The 15001-nt window shown below is 46.3% G+C and carries 15 protein-coding genes; 10 read left to right on the forward strand and 5 right to left on the reverse strand.

Annotated features, from left to right (window positions below):
- Nucleotides 1–125 precede the first annotated feature (125 nt).
- The 7 genes from JFC05_RS05855 (at nt 126) to pnp (ending at nt 6641) form a co-directional block, all read left to right on the forward strand.
- Complete coding sequence (locus tag JFC05_RS05855; RefSeq protein WP_192994550.1) at nt 126–515, forward strand: ribosome-binding factor A; 390 nt, start codon at nt 126–128, stop codon at nt 513–515.
- A gap of 9 nt (nt 516–524) precedes the next feature.
- Entirely contained in the window at nt 525–1568 is a 1044-nt protein-coding gene (gene truB / locus JFC05_RS05860) for a tRNA pseudouridine(55) synthase TruB (protein WP_198336162.1), read from the forward strand.
- A gap of 465 nt (nt 1569–2033) precedes the next feature.
- Nucleotides 2034–2558, forward strand: coding sequence for a type 1 glutamine amidotransferase domain-containing protein (locus JFC05_RS05865; RefSeq protein WP_198336163.1), 525 nt, complete (start codon nt 2034–2036; stop codon nt 2556–2558).
- 102 nt (nt 2559–2660) lie between these two features.
- The gene (locus JFC05_RS05870; RefSeq protein WP_158676696.1) at nt 2661–2822 is read left to right on the forward strand and encodes a hypothetical protein; all 162 of its coding nucleotides are present in this window, start codon (nt 2661–2663) and stop codon (nt 2820–2822) included.
- A gap of 67 nt (nt 2823–2889) precedes the next feature.
- Nucleotides 2890–3063 (forward strand): hypothetical protein, encoded by a 174-nt coding sequence (locus tag JFC05_RS05875; RefSeq protein ID WP_198336164.1) that lies wholly within the window; start codon nt 2890–2892, stop codon nt 3061–3063.
- 498 nt (nt 3064–3561) lie between these two features.
- Entirely contained in the window at nt 3562–3828 is a 267-nt protein-coding gene (gene rpsO / locus JFC05_RS05880; RefSeq protein WP_075101373.1) for a 30S ribosomal protein S15, read from the forward strand.
- A gap of 710 nt (nt 3829–4538) precedes the next feature.
- Complete coding sequence (gene pnp, locus JFC05_RS05885) at nt 4539–6641, forward strand: polyribonucleotide nucleotidyltransferase (RefSeq protein WP_198336165.1); 2103 nt, start codon at nt 4539–4541, stop codon at nt 6639–6641.
- A 209-nt stretch (nt 6642–6850) separates the two neighbouring features.
- On the opposite strand, the gene JFC05_RS05890 is transcribed toward pnp, so the two are convergent.
- From JFC05_RS05890 to JFC05_RS05905, 4 genes are all read right to left on the reverse strand, one after another.
- Complete coding sequence (locus JFC05_RS05890; protein ID WP_198336166.1) at nt 6851–7414, reverse strand: macro domain-containing protein; 564 nt, start codon at nt 7412–7414, stop codon at nt 6851–6853.
- 22 nt (nt 7415–7436) lie between these two features.
- A complete protein-coding gene (locus JFC05_RS12755) occupies nt 7437–8027 on the reverse strand; it encodes a hypothetical protein (RefSeq protein WP_227697431.1) in 591 nt (196 codons plus the stop codon).
- A gap of 141 nt (nt 8028–8168) precedes the next feature.
- Nucleotides 8169–8426 (reverse strand): YheV family putative metal-binding protein, encoded by a 258-nt coding sequence (locus JFC05_RS05900; protein ID WP_198336167.1) that lies wholly within the window; start codon nt 8424–8426, stop codon nt 8169–8171.
- The gene (locus tag JFC05_RS05905; protein WP_198336168.1) at nt 8427–10622 is read right to left on the reverse strand and encodes a M3 family metallopeptidase; all 2196 of its coding nucleotides are present in this window, start codon (nt 10620–10622) and stop codon (nt 8427–8429) included.
- Between the two features lie 555 nt (nt 10623–11177).
- Between JFC05_RS05905 and JFC05_RS05910 the strand changes: the two genes are divergently transcribed.
- The 3 genes from JFC05_RS05910 to JFC05_RS05920 all read left to right on the forward strand — a co-directional run bounded on the left by JFC05_RS05910 (nt 11178) and on the right by JFC05_RS05920 (nt 14351).
- On the forward strand, nt 11178–12290 hold the full coding sequence (locus JFC05_RS05910; RefSeq protein ID WP_198336169.1) for an AOC03_06830 family ribosome hibernation factor: 1113 nt from the start codon (nt 11178–11180) through the stop codon (nt 12288–12290).
- A gap of 172 nt (nt 12291–12462) precedes the next feature.
- Nucleotides 12463–13218 carry an endonuclease/exonuclease/phosphatase family protein gene (locus JFC05_RS05915; protein WP_075101430.1) on the forward strand — a complete coding sequence of 252 codons (756 nt, stop codon included), beginning with the start codon at nt 12463–12465 and terminating at the stop codon, nt 13216–13218.
- A 113-nt stretch (nt 13219–13331) separates the two neighbouring features.
- Nucleotides 13332–14351, forward strand: coding sequence for an NADP-dependent oxidoreductase (locus tag JFC05_RS05920; RefSeq protein ID WP_198336170.1), 1020 nt, complete (start codon nt 13332–13334; stop codon nt 14349–14351).
- 23 nt (nt 14352–14374) lie between these two features.
- On the opposite strand, the gene JFC05_RS05925 is transcribed toward JFC05_RS05920, so the two are convergent.
- On the reverse strand, nt 14375–14992 hold the full coding sequence (locus tag JFC05_RS05925; protein WP_198336171.1) for an alpha-ketoglutarate-dependent dioxygenase AlkB family protein: 618 nt from the start codon (nt 14990–14992) through the stop codon (nt 14375–14377).
- Nucleotides 14993–15001: the final 9 nt, after the last annotated feature.

Here is a 15001-nt window from a genome sequence, read left to right on the forward strand (position 1 = left end):
TACAGAGGCCTAACAGGTACATCCTGCTAGGCCTTTTTTACCATAGATAAGTCCTCATAACAAAGTCACTTAACCAATAAAAATAAGCCATATTAACTAAGCCATACTAATATTAAGGTAATAACATGAATCAACGTTTACAACGCCTAGCCGATCAAATCCAGCGTGAGCTTGCCGTCCTTATCCGCGACGAAGTCAATGATCCGCGTCTGACTGGTTTTGTCACCATCTCTAGTGTCAAAGTCAGTCCTGATTTGGGTTACGCTGATATTTATGTCACTATCATGGAGCCAGGGCTCGATGATGCGATGACTAAGACCAATCATGAAGAGAGCATCAATGTGCTCAATAAAGCAGCAGGATTTTTGCGTACCGAGCTTAGCCACAGCCTAAAAACGCGTACAACCCCGCGTTTGCGTTTTCACTATGATGAAGTGACAGCGCATGGTAATTATATGATGGACTTGATCAATCAGGCCGTCAGCAAAACCGAAAAAAACGAGCATGACGAGTAAGCCCATATTATGCCTATCCCAGCGAAGCAAAATGATAAGATAAAAGTCTCAGGGGTTATTTTGGTAGATAAGCCCTATGGTCTGACCTCGCAGCAAGTGGTGTCCAAGGTTAAGTATTTGTTTAAATCCCCAAAGCACGACAGCAAAAAAGCAGGCCATACGGGGACGCTTGACCCCATGGCCACCGGTCTGCTGCCGATTTGTCTGGGAGAGGCCACCAAGTTTAGCCACTATCAGCTAGATGCCGACAAATCTTATCAAGCCACCATTTTGCTTGGCGGCCAGACAGACACAGGGGATGCTCAAGGTCAAGTAATTGCAACGGCCTCTGTGCCGACATTTGATGCTGCCGCTTTAGAGGAGCTTGCCCAGCAGTTTTTAGGCGCGCAGCAGCAGATACCACCGATGTACTCTGCCCTAAAAAAAGACGGTAAAAAGCTTTACGAATATGCCCGCGCTGGCATCGACGTCGTGCGTGAGCCGCGAGATATTATCATCCGCTCTATTCGCCTAACAGCACTCGATCATGAGCAGATTCAGCTAACCGTCACTTGTAGCAAAGGCACTTATGTGCGCGTGCTGGGTGAAGACATCGCTAAAGCGCTCGGTACACTCGGCCATCTCACCGCCTTGCGCCGCTTACAAGTTGGTAGCTTTAAGGTTGATAATGCCATCACTTTATCTGCTCTAGAAGATCTGCCATTGGTCGAGCGTTTCACGCAGCTGATGCCGATAGATGCCTGTATCGAGATACCTGCACAAATGACGCTGACGGCCGAGCAATGTCAGCGTGTCCATATGGGACAGCGTCTAAATGTGTCTGCACAATTGACAGATGAGCTACATGCTTATATATCCCAACAGATTCTCCAGTCTACCAGCAGCCAAGTAGTAGAAGCTACTGCGGCTCACGAAACGACTGTCAGCAACACAGCTCTCGCCTCTGACGTACCAGTAGATATTCGTCTGCTAGATGAACAAGGTCAGTTTTTGGGTTTGGGTGCTGTCAGTCTAAACGGTAGGCTACAACCGAAAAAGCTTATTCAACGTTAATGTTACCGTCTTGGTTGATCAGCGGCTTATTGCCCAGCTGGCTTACTAACAGTTTACACTAATCACATATCGTCACATTTTATTGCAGGTTTCACCTATGGTGAGACCTGTTTTTTTTGTACATTGATTAAGTCAGCAAGGGAAACGTGACATTATAATAATAAAAAAACTCGTGATAAAAATAACAATTAAGAGTTTTATTAAGATAAGAAAAAACAGGACGTTTAAATAAAATATAAAAATAATAACAAAGTATAAGAAAAACTAGAAACGCATTATAGTTTTACTATAGAGGGTTGAGAGGGAAGATAATAATAAATATCAATAAAAATATAAGTAAGTGAAAATAACGGATTATGGTTTTGCTATCTAAAAATAGAATAGTAAATACGTGGCTATAAATCGATAAAAAGTAGTTGATAAAAGTAGTTTTTAACAAAGACAACGATAAGGATACAGATAACGATGAAGACCATTGCATTTTTATTACATAATCACTTTGAACAAGCCGAGTATGAAGATGTCGATAACCAGCTAAAAGATAAGGGTTATCAGACAGTATTGATTACTACCAACAAAGACAAGCAAGTCCAAGCGATGCAGCAAGACGTCGATAAAGCAGATACGTTTACTGCTGATATTTTTGCTAGCGAAGCAGACGCGAACGACTATGACGCGCTGGTCTTGCCGGGCGGTACCGTCAATGCTGATACCATACGCGACAAGCAAGACGCCCATCGGCTGATCCATGCTATTAATGATGCTGGCAAGCCTTTAGCGGCGATTTGCCATGCACCTTGGGTGCTTATTAATGCCGGTATCGCAAAAGGTAAGACGCTTACGGCTTATCATTCGCTAAAGACAGATTTGCAAAATGCTGGGGCGGACTTTGTAGACCAGACCGTTCAAGTCGATGGTAATTTGATTACTTCACGTAATCCAGACGATATTGACAACTTCGTTGCTGCTATTGACAAAGCATTATCGTAACTGTGTATGTGCAATATTTTGTCTATTACTTATTCTGTCTAATAACCTTTAAACGCTAAGACTTATTTTACAATCAAGTTTTATAATCAAAAGGAAACTATCATGGCTAATTCAAATCCAAACGATACAAAGCTAGAACAACAACGCTCAGAATCAGCAAAGGCGGCATTAAAAAGCCAAACTGAAGACAATCACACAGAAGATTCTGAGGCGGCGGCTGATAGAATTGCTGATAATTTAGAAAATGTAAAAAAAGATCAGTAATAAATACAGCTGATTTATAATTGAATTTAGCTGTAACTAAGTGGAAATAATAAAAATAGGAGGGATTATGAGTCAGTCCACAGATAATATGGATCAACAAGAACAAGAAATTGAAAAACTGGCTGAGGATATCAATCCACGTGAAGATGCGACGCCAGATAGCTTAGCAGAAGCCACCACGGTGCCTTTAGAGGACAACGAGTTGGGCGCGCATGCGACACAAAAAGATGCAAAAAAATAGAAGCCTTTTATAGTCAGTGGAAAACAAAACTGTCATAAGTTCCAAAGCGTTACTGGGATGAATTTTTCGCAGCCTCTGTGTATACAGCACGCAAGGAAAATTTATACTAGTAGCGCTATAATATTTTTAAACTGAATCTACTATCATCTTTTGACGCGTTTGAGTCGGTTTGTATCTTACGCTTTTTATCACAAACTAATATGAAAAACTGCTGCGAGTTCAGCAGTTTTTTGTTATAATTGCCGCCACATTTAAATTTGGTTTGAAGATAGCATTAGGCTTAAATCATTGCGCTCATAAGGAGCGAGAGGGAGCCGTGACTTATCTGCCTTTTTTAGATGATGATCTTATGTGATTGAGCTTAGCGACACTAGGTCAACTCTAGTAATGCAGGGTTGTCCTGAATGCCGTATAAGCTGTTTTACTTTTTATTTTACTGTTTTATATATCGCTCAAATTCGAGCATATTTAAAGCTTTTAGCATTGCCGGAGATATTTATGCTAACCAATACTGATCGCGAACAAATCATTGCCCAATATCAGCGCAGCGAAAACGACACGGGTTCTCCAGAAGTACAAGTAGCGTTGTTAAGTGCACGTATCAATGATTTACAAAACCATTTTAAAGAGCACAAAGCTGACCATCATAGCCGCCGCGGCCTTATCCGTATGGTAAACACGCGTCGCAAATTGCTTGATTACCTAAAAGGTAAAGATCTTGGTCGCTATACCACTCTTATTAGCCAGTTAGGTCTACGTCGTTAATACAGCGACGATAGTACGAGCGCTCATTCAGATAAGTGACGCCCCTTTAGGCGCTAACTGTCAAGCTTCTAGCAGAGCGCGTCACACTTACTTGCTGATATCGATACAATAGATTTTTCTAAAAACGGTGTGGAATAGTTTCACGCCGTTTTTTTATGCTTATTTATAAGAAGTTAAGAAGTAATACTGTCTGCATCGGGGGTACGTGTGGCACGTGCGCTGTGTGTTATTCTTACTGTCTGTTATAGTGATAATGGCCGAGCATCAGCGGTGGACGTGCCGTTTTGTAATTGATTGGTCAATAGCCACAAATCACTGTAAAATAATGCATTGTTAACTTGATGGCTTAGCGATTGTTAGATAGAGGACTTGCCAGTGAGTAGGGTGTTTATGCAGGGAGTGCCAATAAGGCAGTCATCATAAATATATTGCACAAGGTAGCATGCAGGTAGCTAAGCGCGCTGCATCAGTTTTAGATAATAGATCGATCAAACGATAGTAAGACCACATCTGCACAGCCACATATACATACCAGCAAAATATCTGTGGCAGGCATGGATACAAAGATCGTAATGAGATATGCCGCCGCGGCGATGACATAGCAAACGATGTCAGTCAGCAGGCGGCTATATTCAAAGAATTTTAATGACAGATATCGGCTTTATACGATGCTGATATTAGTTTTTGTCAGTCAACATTAGGAAGATTATATGACAATGTTTAATACCATTAAGCGCGAATTTCAGTATGGCGACCAGCAGGTTGTCATCGAAACAGGACGCGTGGCTCGTCAAGCCAACTCTATTTTGATTCATATGGGCGGGGTGACTGTCCTTGTAGCAGCGGTAGTAAAATCAGAAGCCAAAGAAGGTCAAAACTTCTTTCCGCTCACCGTAAACTATCAAGAAAAAATGTATGCCGCGGGTAAGATCCCAGGCGCTTATGGCAAACGTGAAGGCCGCGCTAGCGAGTTTGAAACTCTTACCTCGCGTCTTATCGACCGTCCGATTCGCCCGTTGTTTCCTGAAGGTTATGTAAACGAAATCCAAATTACCGCCACCGTGGTGTCATCAGACAAGACTCAGTCTGCTGATATCGCAGCGCTTATCGGTGCGTCAGCGGCACTTGCTATCTCTGATGCGCCATTTAATGGCCCTGTCGCGGCAGCGCGTGTTGGTTTTATCAATGGTGAATATGTTCTCAACCCAACGCTTGAGCAGCTAGAGAGTAGTGATCTGGATTTGGTGGTTGCCGGTACCAAGTCAGCAGTGTTGATGGTAGAGTCTGAGGCCGCAGAGCTGTCAGAAGATCAGATGTTGGGCGCTGTGTTATACGGTCATCAGCAGCAGCAAATCGTCATCGATAATATCGCCTCTTTGGCAGAAGAAGTCGGCACTGCCAAGCAAGAATTTGCGTCACCTGAGCGAGATCAGACGCTTGAGAGTAGCATGAAAGCGCAGTTTGGTGAGCAAGTGGCTGATGCCTATACCATCACCAACAAACAAGATCGCTATAGCAAACTTGATGATATCAAAAATGCTGCCATCGAAGCGCTGGCAGGGGATAGCGAATCAGAAGACTATGACAGCAAAGTCTCTGAGATAAAAGACATCTACGAAGATCTGAAATACCGCACCGTTCGTGACAATATCTTATCAGGTAAGCCGCGTATCGATGGCCGTGACCTTGAGACCGTGCGTGCGCTAGACGTGCAAGTTGGCGTATTACCTTATACCCACGGTTCTGCGCTATTTACGCGTGGTGAGACGCAGGCGCTAGTAACCACGACGTTGGGTAACAGCCGTGATGTCAATATGATTGATTCACTAAGCGGTACGATTCGTGATCATTTCATGCTGCATTACAACTTCCCGCACTTTTCTGTCGGCGAGACAGGCCGTGAAGGTATCCCTAAGCGCCGTGAGATCGGTCATGGTCGCCTAGCGCGCCGCGGTGTTCAAGCCATGCTACCAGATAGCGAGCGCTTCCCGTACGTCATTCGTGTGGTATCGGAGATTACCGAGTCAAATGGTTCGTCTTCTATGGCGTCTGTGTGCGGTGCTAGCTTGGCATTGATGGATGCTGGCGTGCCTCTAAAAGCCCCTGTGGCAGGTATTGCTATGGGCCTGGTAAAAGAGGGCGATCGCTTTGCTGTTCTATCAGATATCTTAGGTGACGAAGATCATTTGGGCGACATGGACTTTAAAGTGGCGGGCTCAAAAGACGGTATCACTGCGCTGCAGATGGATATCAAAATCGAAGGCATCACCCCTGACATCATGGAGCAAGCGCTAAAGCAAGCGCATGCTGGTCGTATTCATATCCTTGAGGCGATGAATAAAGTCTTGCCGCAAAGCCGTACTGAGATAAACGCGCATGCACCAAACTATGCGGTCATCGAGATCAATCCAGACAAGATCCGTGATGTCATCGGTAAAGGCGGCGCCATGATTCGTCAGTTGACTGAAGAGACTGGTGCAGTCATTGATATCGATGACGGTGGTACGATTCGTATCTTTGGTGAAAACAAAGCAGCGACCAAAGCGGCAATTGGCAAAATTGAAGCGTTGACGGCTGAAGTGGAAGTAGGCAAAACGTATGCCGGTACGGTTGCCCGTATCGTAGACTTTGGTGCCTTTGTCAATGTACTGCCAAACACTGATGGCCTTGTGCATATCTCACAAATCGCAGAAGAGCGCGTCGAGAGCGTATCAGACTATCTAAGCGAAGGTCAGGCAGTCAATGTCTTGGTTCAAGACGTCGACAACCGTGGTCGCATCAAGCTAACCATGAAGGGTGTTGAGCAAAATTAAGCTGTCGTTATAAGCGTTTGATGCGTTTTATAAACACCCAAAACCGCTTTAAGTTGTTCTTTATGAACGCTTAAGGCGGTTTTTTTTGGCCGTTATAAAGCCGATAGCTCATACAACACAATCAATATACATGTTGCTGGTGCCGGCTGGTGTGTCGGTTAGACTTAAGCAAGCACGGATGTTATTTGGTAGATTGTCTTAATGGATGATTAAATGTCAAAATGCTTGGGGACGTGTATATCGATACGCAGTTTGGGCAGATCTTGTAAATGCTGCATCAAAAGCGGTAATGTCTCTGTAGCCCAATCTGGCGGTACGGCGTTTGCTAAATGCGCGGTAGCAGGTGAGTGGTGCCGCGTAGTATCATAAATTAAGGGACGGGCCAGAAGCGCGGCCCTACGCATTCCTTGATAGCGTATCAGCGGTATCAGCTGCTCACGTAACTGTATCAACGCGGCAGTCAGCCAGCGCATACGAGCTGAATGATAGGGATGGTCTGATATCACAAGATTGGCAATGTGGCTTGGCTGATTGCCATTACTACTGGCTGCAAGTCCCGCTTGCTCGCGCATGCGCTTATGCAAAAGACAGCTGCCCACGTGCAAGCTACCGTCGCGGCAGGCACGATGATAACGCTGGTAGTTGTCAGGAAACAGCGTTTTGGCGCGCGTGAGAATAGGGTCTAACAAAATGCCAGCAGTATTGACAGGCAGGATAAGCAGCTGCGCGCTACTATTTAAGATAGGGGCGTGAGTGAGTTGGATGCTTGCCATGATCAGCCCCTTAAAAAAATCCTTATTGCTCAGTGGTTTTGCTGGCGTTATCCGCTTCTAGCTGGGCGATTTGCTGTTCGAGTAGAGCGATTTGCTCTGCTTTCATATCTGCAAGTTTTTTATTCATTGCTAATTGCTCAGCGGCCAGTTTTTCTTGCTCGGCGAGACGTTGGCGCTCATCTTCTAACCGATCAATCTCTTCTTTGGCTAAGCTATTATTCTGTGGTAGCGGTGCTTGTAGGATGGCTTTTGGATCTGGTATTTGGTTGCTGGCTATCGCAGCGCTATTGTTTTCGGTATTTATCGTATCATTATCACGGCTGGTGCCATCATCAGCCGTGTCATCTATATTACCTTCTACATCACTCTTTATATCATCTGGTGAGACATCGGGAGACGCTACTGTATTTGTTGTTTTAGTCTGTTCAGCTAAGGCCGACGAGGATTGGTCGATAGGCTCGCTTACTTTAGGCTGAGACTGCGTCCAAATAAAGTAACCAAAAGCTGCAACAAGCAAAACCAATATCACAGCGACTGCGGCTTTTGAGTGCGATTTAGAGGGTTTGTTGTTTAGATGCTTATTTAATAAAGGGTGCGGTTTTTTGTTTTTCATACTTTGATCGATTTATGTCAAAGATATCAGTGCCCATACTATAGCAAACTCAAAATAAAAAGCCTATCTATTAAAAGATAGGCTTAAAACACCGTTAAAGAATAAAACACGTCGCTATCTTCAAATAGCGACATGTACCGTTTAGGGCTTAAACTTCACTGTCCCGCTGGTACCTGTGGTCATGGCATCGCGAGCGATCTGGTCTTCGGCATGGTTCTTGGCACTGATGGCATCAGGGTCTGGACGGCGCTCTGTGTGCCCGCACTGGGTACACTCGATATATTCATCAGCTACGGGCGTGACGATATTTACCTGCACCACCGCATCCATCGCCTGACATTTAGGGCAACGAACGCCTGCTAAAAACCGGCGCTTGGGGGTTGATGATTGATAGCGCATTTAGATGCCCTCGCGCGTGCTGTGACGCGTGCTATGAGTAGTATCGGTATTTTGCATGCCTTGAGTCGCGACAAAACCGCTATGGCGCAATAAAGCATCAATGCTGGCACTACGGCCACGGAAGTTTTCAAAGTTGGTCTTGGCAGGGAAGCTACCACCGACCGACAAAATCGTCTCACGAAAAGCCTTACCAGTGATAGGGTTAAAGATACCCTCTTCTTCAAACTTGCTAAAGGCATCGGCAGAGAGTAGCTCTGCCCATTTGTACGAGTAGTAGCCAGCCGCATAGCCGCCTGCAAAGATATGACTAAAGCCATTGGCAAAACGGTTGTAGTCGGGGGTTTGCATGAGAGCGACGTCACGACGTACCGCATCTAGTGTTGCCAAAATACCCTCATAATCAAGTGCTGGCGTGTGTGCATGAATCAGCAAATCAAACAAGGCAAACTCGATTTGACGTAAGGTCTGCATGCCGCTTTGGAAGTTTTTTACCGCCAGTAGGGCATCAAGCTTATCGGTTGGTAGAGGCTCGTCAGTATCGACGTGACGACTAATCAGCGCGATGCCCTCGCTGTCCCATGCCCAGTTTTCCATAAACTGACTGGGCAGCTCGACGGCGTCCCATTCAACCCCATTGACCCCAGCCACATCGCCGACCGTCACTTGGGTCAATAAATGATGGAGACCGTGACCAAACTCATGAAATAAGGTCAATACCTCATCATGGGTCAATAAGCTTGGCTTGCCATCTAAGGCAGGGGTGAAGTTGCCAACCATAAAGCAAACTGGTAGCTGCTGATGCTCTGTGGCCTCATGACGATAGCGCGACTGAAAGCCACTCATCCATGCGCCGCCGCGCTTGCCACTACGAGCAAACAAGTCGAAGTAAAACCCTCCAAGCAATGTATCATCGGCATCAAACAACTGATAAAAACGCACGTCATTGTGCCAGCGCGATACCGATTCGCTGTGCTCTTGTACCTTGATACCGTATAAGCGCTCAACGATTGCAAACAAGCCGCTGATGACCTTTGGTAAGGGGAAATATGGACGGATCTCTTCTTGCGACAAGCTAAACTTGCTTTGTTTAACTTTTTCGGCGATATAAGCGCTGTCCCAGGGCTGTAGCTCATCAATGCCGTAGTCTTGGGCGCATGTCTGTAGCTGCGCTAAGTCCTGCTGCGCCGCTGGCGTGGCCTGCGCGGCCAAGTTGCGTAAAAAGTCTTCGACCTCTGTCACACTGTCCGCCATCTTGGTCGATAAAGAAACCTCTGCATAATTATCAAAACCCAACAGCTTGGCTTTTTGTTCACGCAGCTGCAAAATCTGACTCATGATATCCGCGTTATTTAGCGACTCGCCTTTGGCATTGGTATGGATGTCAAACTCTGAGGCACGGGTCACATACGCGCGGTATAGCGTCTCGCGCAAATCACGGTCGTCGGCATGGGTCATGATGGCCAAATATACAGGGATGTTTAAGCTGGCTACATAATAAGGCGTTGGTAGTGCATCGACATCGGCCTGTGAGAGCGTACCACGAGCCAGCTCACGCGCTTTATATTGTTCACCGGCATCTGCTAGCAGTGCTAAGCCACTGTCGGTTAACCCTGCCAACTGCGCTTGGCTAAGCGGCAGAGCATAAGCTTGAGTGGCGTCCAAAATATGGTCTGAAAACGTCGCAGATAAAGTTGAGAGCTTGCTTTGAATATCAGCAAAAGTGGCTTGCTCCTCTTTTGGCAATGCCACGCCTGATAGCTCAAAGCTACGCAGTGCCAGCTCAATCGCCCGTGCGCGCGCAGGCTCAAGCGCTGCAAAAAACGCTGTGTCATTTTTGATGGCTTGATAACGGCCAAAGAGCGGTTGGTGTTGGCCGACACGTGTGCCATAAGCAGAAAGCTTGGGGAGCAGCTCGTGATGTACCTGACGGATATCATCATTGCTCATCACGCTATTTAGATGCGATAAAATCCCCCAACTGCGGTCCAACGCCAAATTGATATGGTCAAAGCTCATCACATCTGCCAGTGCTTGCTCAGCACTGATTTGGCGGTCAGCTGGCAAGGAGTCTAAAGCGGGCATTGTATCTAAAAAAGCATTGGCCGCATCAATGGCGCTGCGGACTTGGTCTTGTAGAGTGGCGGGTGAGACGTTGTCAAAATCGACAAGGTGTAATGCTGGAGAAATGGCTGTCATAGCGGCGTCCGATATCTGATATAAATGAATAATTGACAATCATGCGTTTGGCATGAGGTGGTGTAGGCGGCCTTATCGTTTTATTTATAAGCTGTATAAAAGATGGGTTCGTTTGCCAAAAATACAACCTACGCGCCAGTCATATCGCAAACAGCGCAAAATCGCAAACGATGTAAACAGTGCAACAAAACAATGAGCGCACAAAATCATGTAAACAATCCGTCATTTTTTGAGTCAGGCAAGTTTATATACAATAAAGAGTGCTTCGCTTACAAAGCGCTATCATTTGCTTGCAAAGTCACCCTATAGAGTGTGAGGTTTAGCTGTTAGCATCAAGGTAATGGACTATCAGCACAGACATGACACATGACAGACAGTACAACATAAAAAACAGACAGTACAACATAAAAACAAGCAGCTCTGTCTTTTAAATGGATGTTTTTCTAAGCGGCTTTTTTTAATAGAAGACACCATCTAATAAAAATAAGTGTAAAAAATATTAGGTTTAATAAACACTAAAAAGCCATGAAACCATAATAAAACAAGGAGCAATATATGAAAGCAACTCTAAAGAGCTTACGTGAAACCAAAGCCAACCCTGCGGTCAGTATCTTTGTAAAAACGCATCGTGAGCACCCTGCCAACGATCAAGACCCTATTGCCCTAAAAAACCAATTAAAAGTCGTCGAAGAGCGCTTAAACAGTGAATATGATAAGCGTACGGCTACTACTATTTTGGACAATATCTACGCAAAAACCAAAGAGCTCAACCATAACTATAACCTTGACACCTTAGCGATATTTGCCAGCACCGATGATGTAAAAGTCATTCGTATGCCGATCGATACCCAGGAGCGCGTCGTTATCTCAGATCGTTTTGCCACTCGTGATCTAGTACGTGATATGGCAAGTGCGGTCCACTACTACACCGTGGTGCTAACCCGCGAACATGCGCGCCTCATCGAAGCCTCGAACGATCGCGTCATCAGAGAGTTTGACAAAGATGACGATGCACAAAACAACATGGAAAACATCCCATTTCCTGTAGAAAATAACGGCCCCTATACCACAGGCGATGGTGGCTCAGATCGCTCATCAAACAACGAAAGCAGCTATCTCAAAGAATTCTTTAATCAAGTTGATAAAAGCGTGCAAGAGCTGTGGGGCGAGAATAAAATGCCGCTGGTCATCGTGGGTGATGCTAAAAACATCGGCTACTATAAAGAAGTCTGTGACCGTCCTGACAACATCATTGCTACCGTCACCAATGCGACCAACCTAGAAGATGGCAGCGCTCAGCATATCATCGATAGCGTACAAGAAGCGGTCGAGGGCTATCGCTCGTCGCTACATCAAGAAGCCCTCGGTGAGATAGATAAAGCGCGTGGCGCCAGTATGCTCCAGACTGACTTGCAAGAAGTCTATCGCCGTGCCTATCAAGGCGTGGGCGAGACCCTCTATGTCCGCCGCGGTTATATCCAGCCTGCAAAGATAGATGAACAAGCGCAGACCCTGAGCCTCGCAGACGACCCAGCTGCTGATGGCGTGACGGATGATGCCATCGGTGAAATCATTGAGCATGTCATTCATAATGGTGGTAAAGCGGTGTTTATGCCACAAGATATCATGGGTGCAGACCAACCGATTGCTCTGGTGACTCGCTACTAAACCGGGGCTGCCAGATACTGGCGTGATACGATGACGTATTAGCCATCGGCGGCAGTTAGGTATAACATAAGAGCATTGGTTCACAACGAATCAATGCTCTTTTTACGTCGGTTTTGGCTCACCGCAGACCATGCCGCCTTTATCCTACCATACTGAGTTTATGACCAAACCTATGACTACCACGACTTCTTTTGTTTTAACCAGCTATAACATTCATAAAGGCATGTCGCCGATGAACCGCCAAGTCAAAATACAAGGCATCGCGCAAGCGCTCGATATCATAGGTTCTGATGTGCTGTGTTTGCAAGAAGTGCAGGGTCAAAACCTAAAGCGCAATATGCAATACAATGAGTACCCTGACCAATCTCAGCATGAGTGGTTTGGCGAGTACCTAAAACTGCAAAACAGCTACGGCAAAAACTCAGAGTACGAAAATGGCCATCATGGCAATGCGGTGCTCAGCCGCTTCCCATTAGACCCAAAGCATAACGTCAATATCACCGTCAATAAGCTAGAGCAGCGCGGCGTTCTCCACTGTGAAGTACAACCCGTCGGCTGGGAGCGGCCAGTGGTGGTATTGTGCGCGCATCTAAACTTGTTTGAGCGCGACCGTATCAAACAGTATGAGGCCATCGCTAACTATGTACGTAACGAAATCGATGACGACCAACCTCTGGTTTTGGCTGGGGATTTTAATGACTGGAAAAAAATGTCTTGTGATAAGTTGGCGGCCAGCCTCGGCATGACGGAAGCCTTTAAGCACTGTCATGGCAAGCTCTTGCCCACCTTTCCAGCCAAGCTACCAGTGCTCAGCTTAGATCGTATCTATGTGCGTAATCTGACGGTCAAAGACGCGTGGGTGCACACGGGCAAGCCTTGGTCGACTCTATCTGATCATCTGCCGCTTAGTGCTGAGCTGACCTTATAGCGGGTGCAGCTTATGAGAGTGACGACACCGACCCTGATGTATGATTACGTGTATAAATATATGTATAAAAAGCCAAAAATACTTTAACCAATAGACGGATAAGGATATATACCATGTCTAATTTAACAACCGAAAAACAACTGCCAACCACGCAGCACGCTGTCCTCATCAAAGAGTTTGGTGCACCTGAAGTGATGCAGTATCAAGACGGGGTGGCGATGCCATCGTTGGCAGACGAGCAAGTTTTGATCGAAGTGGCGTATGCAGGGATAAACCCCGTCGATTATAAAACGCGTCAAGGCAAAGGCTGGGGCGCAGAGGCAATTCAAAACAATAAGTTTGATAAAAACGAGCCAGCAATTTTGGGTTTCGATGTCGCAGGTACGGTGGTAGATAGCCGTAGTGATAAATTTGCCATCGGTGATCAGGTGGCGGCTTTGAGCTTTGAGGGCAGCTGCTACGCTGAATATGTGGCAGTGGATGCCAAACTGCTGGCCAAAGTGCCCAACCCTGTCACACTAAAGCAAGCAGGCGCACTGCCTTGTATTGGCCAAACCGCGCTACAGTTTGTTGAGTTTGCTGCTATCAAAAAAGGTGAGCACGTCGTCATCAACGCACCCGCAGGCGGGGTGGGGCACCTAGCGATACAGCTGTTGATGGACAAAGTAGCCAACGACGATATCAAGGTCACGGTCATTTGCTCACCTGAGAAGTATGACAAGCTTGCAGACTTAATCGATAAAGACAAGCTGGCAGGCTGGATTGACTATACCAAAGACGCGGCGTTTCCTGATCTGCAAGCTGATGTGCTACTGGATCTGGTTGGTGATGAGGCAGGTATACGAGCGCTGAGCGTGCTCAAGCCTGCGGCTCGGGTTTTTGTTTTGCCGACTATCTGGGTTGATAAACTCAAAGCAGCAGGTGAGCAAAAGCAGCTAACGGTCACAGGCTACAAAGCGCAGCGCAGCGGTGATGATATGGCACGCGTTTTACAACTCATCGCTGATGATAAGTTACACTTAAAGATTCAAAGCGTCTACCCACTCTCGGAAGTGGTGGCGGCGCATCATGAGCTACAAAAAGGCGATGCCTTTGGCAAGATAGTCTTACAAGTACAACAAAAAAGCGATTAGCCAGACCCATGCAGTTATATTCGTTAAGTTGGCTGTAGGTGCCGAAAAGTTAGGCTGATGCGCCCATCGGCGACGGTTTTTGTCTTAGTGATGCTGTGCTTCCAAAAGCGCTGCGTCTCGCCATGCATGACGATTAGCTGACCGGACTCAAGATAAAGCGCGACTTTGTCTTGAGTTTTTTTGTGCTTAAAGACAAATTTGCGTGTGGCACCCAGTGATAAAGAAGCAATCACAGGCCGCGCGCCCAGCTCTTTTTCATCATCGGCGTGATAGCCCATGCCATCATGACCTGTCGGGTAGTAATTGAGCAGACAAGAATTGAAGTTGGCATCAATACCGATGCTTGATAGTTGCTGTTCAGTATGATGTTTCACGTGAAACACAGTGTCTGACCATGGCAGGCTGTGTCGGGTATGACCTGAGTACTGATAGCTCAGAGCTTTGTCACCCATCCATACCACTTGGCGAGTGGTGACGTGCGTCTTACCAAATAAGGTCACCCTATCAGGCTGCCACGGTAGCTCGGCCAATAATGCATCGTAGAGCTGGCAGTCATCATCGATGATGCGGCCGAAGTCATTTACCCTGCCATCATAAGGTAATAAGTTATCGGTTGGGGCAGGGGCAAAAAGGTCGCTCATGGCTTACAT

This window comes from Psychrobacter celer, assembly GCF_016107555.1.
Taxonomy (GTDB): Bacteria; Pseudomonadota; Gammaproteobacteria; order Pseudomonadales; family Moraxellaceae; genus Psychrobacter; species Psychrobacter celer.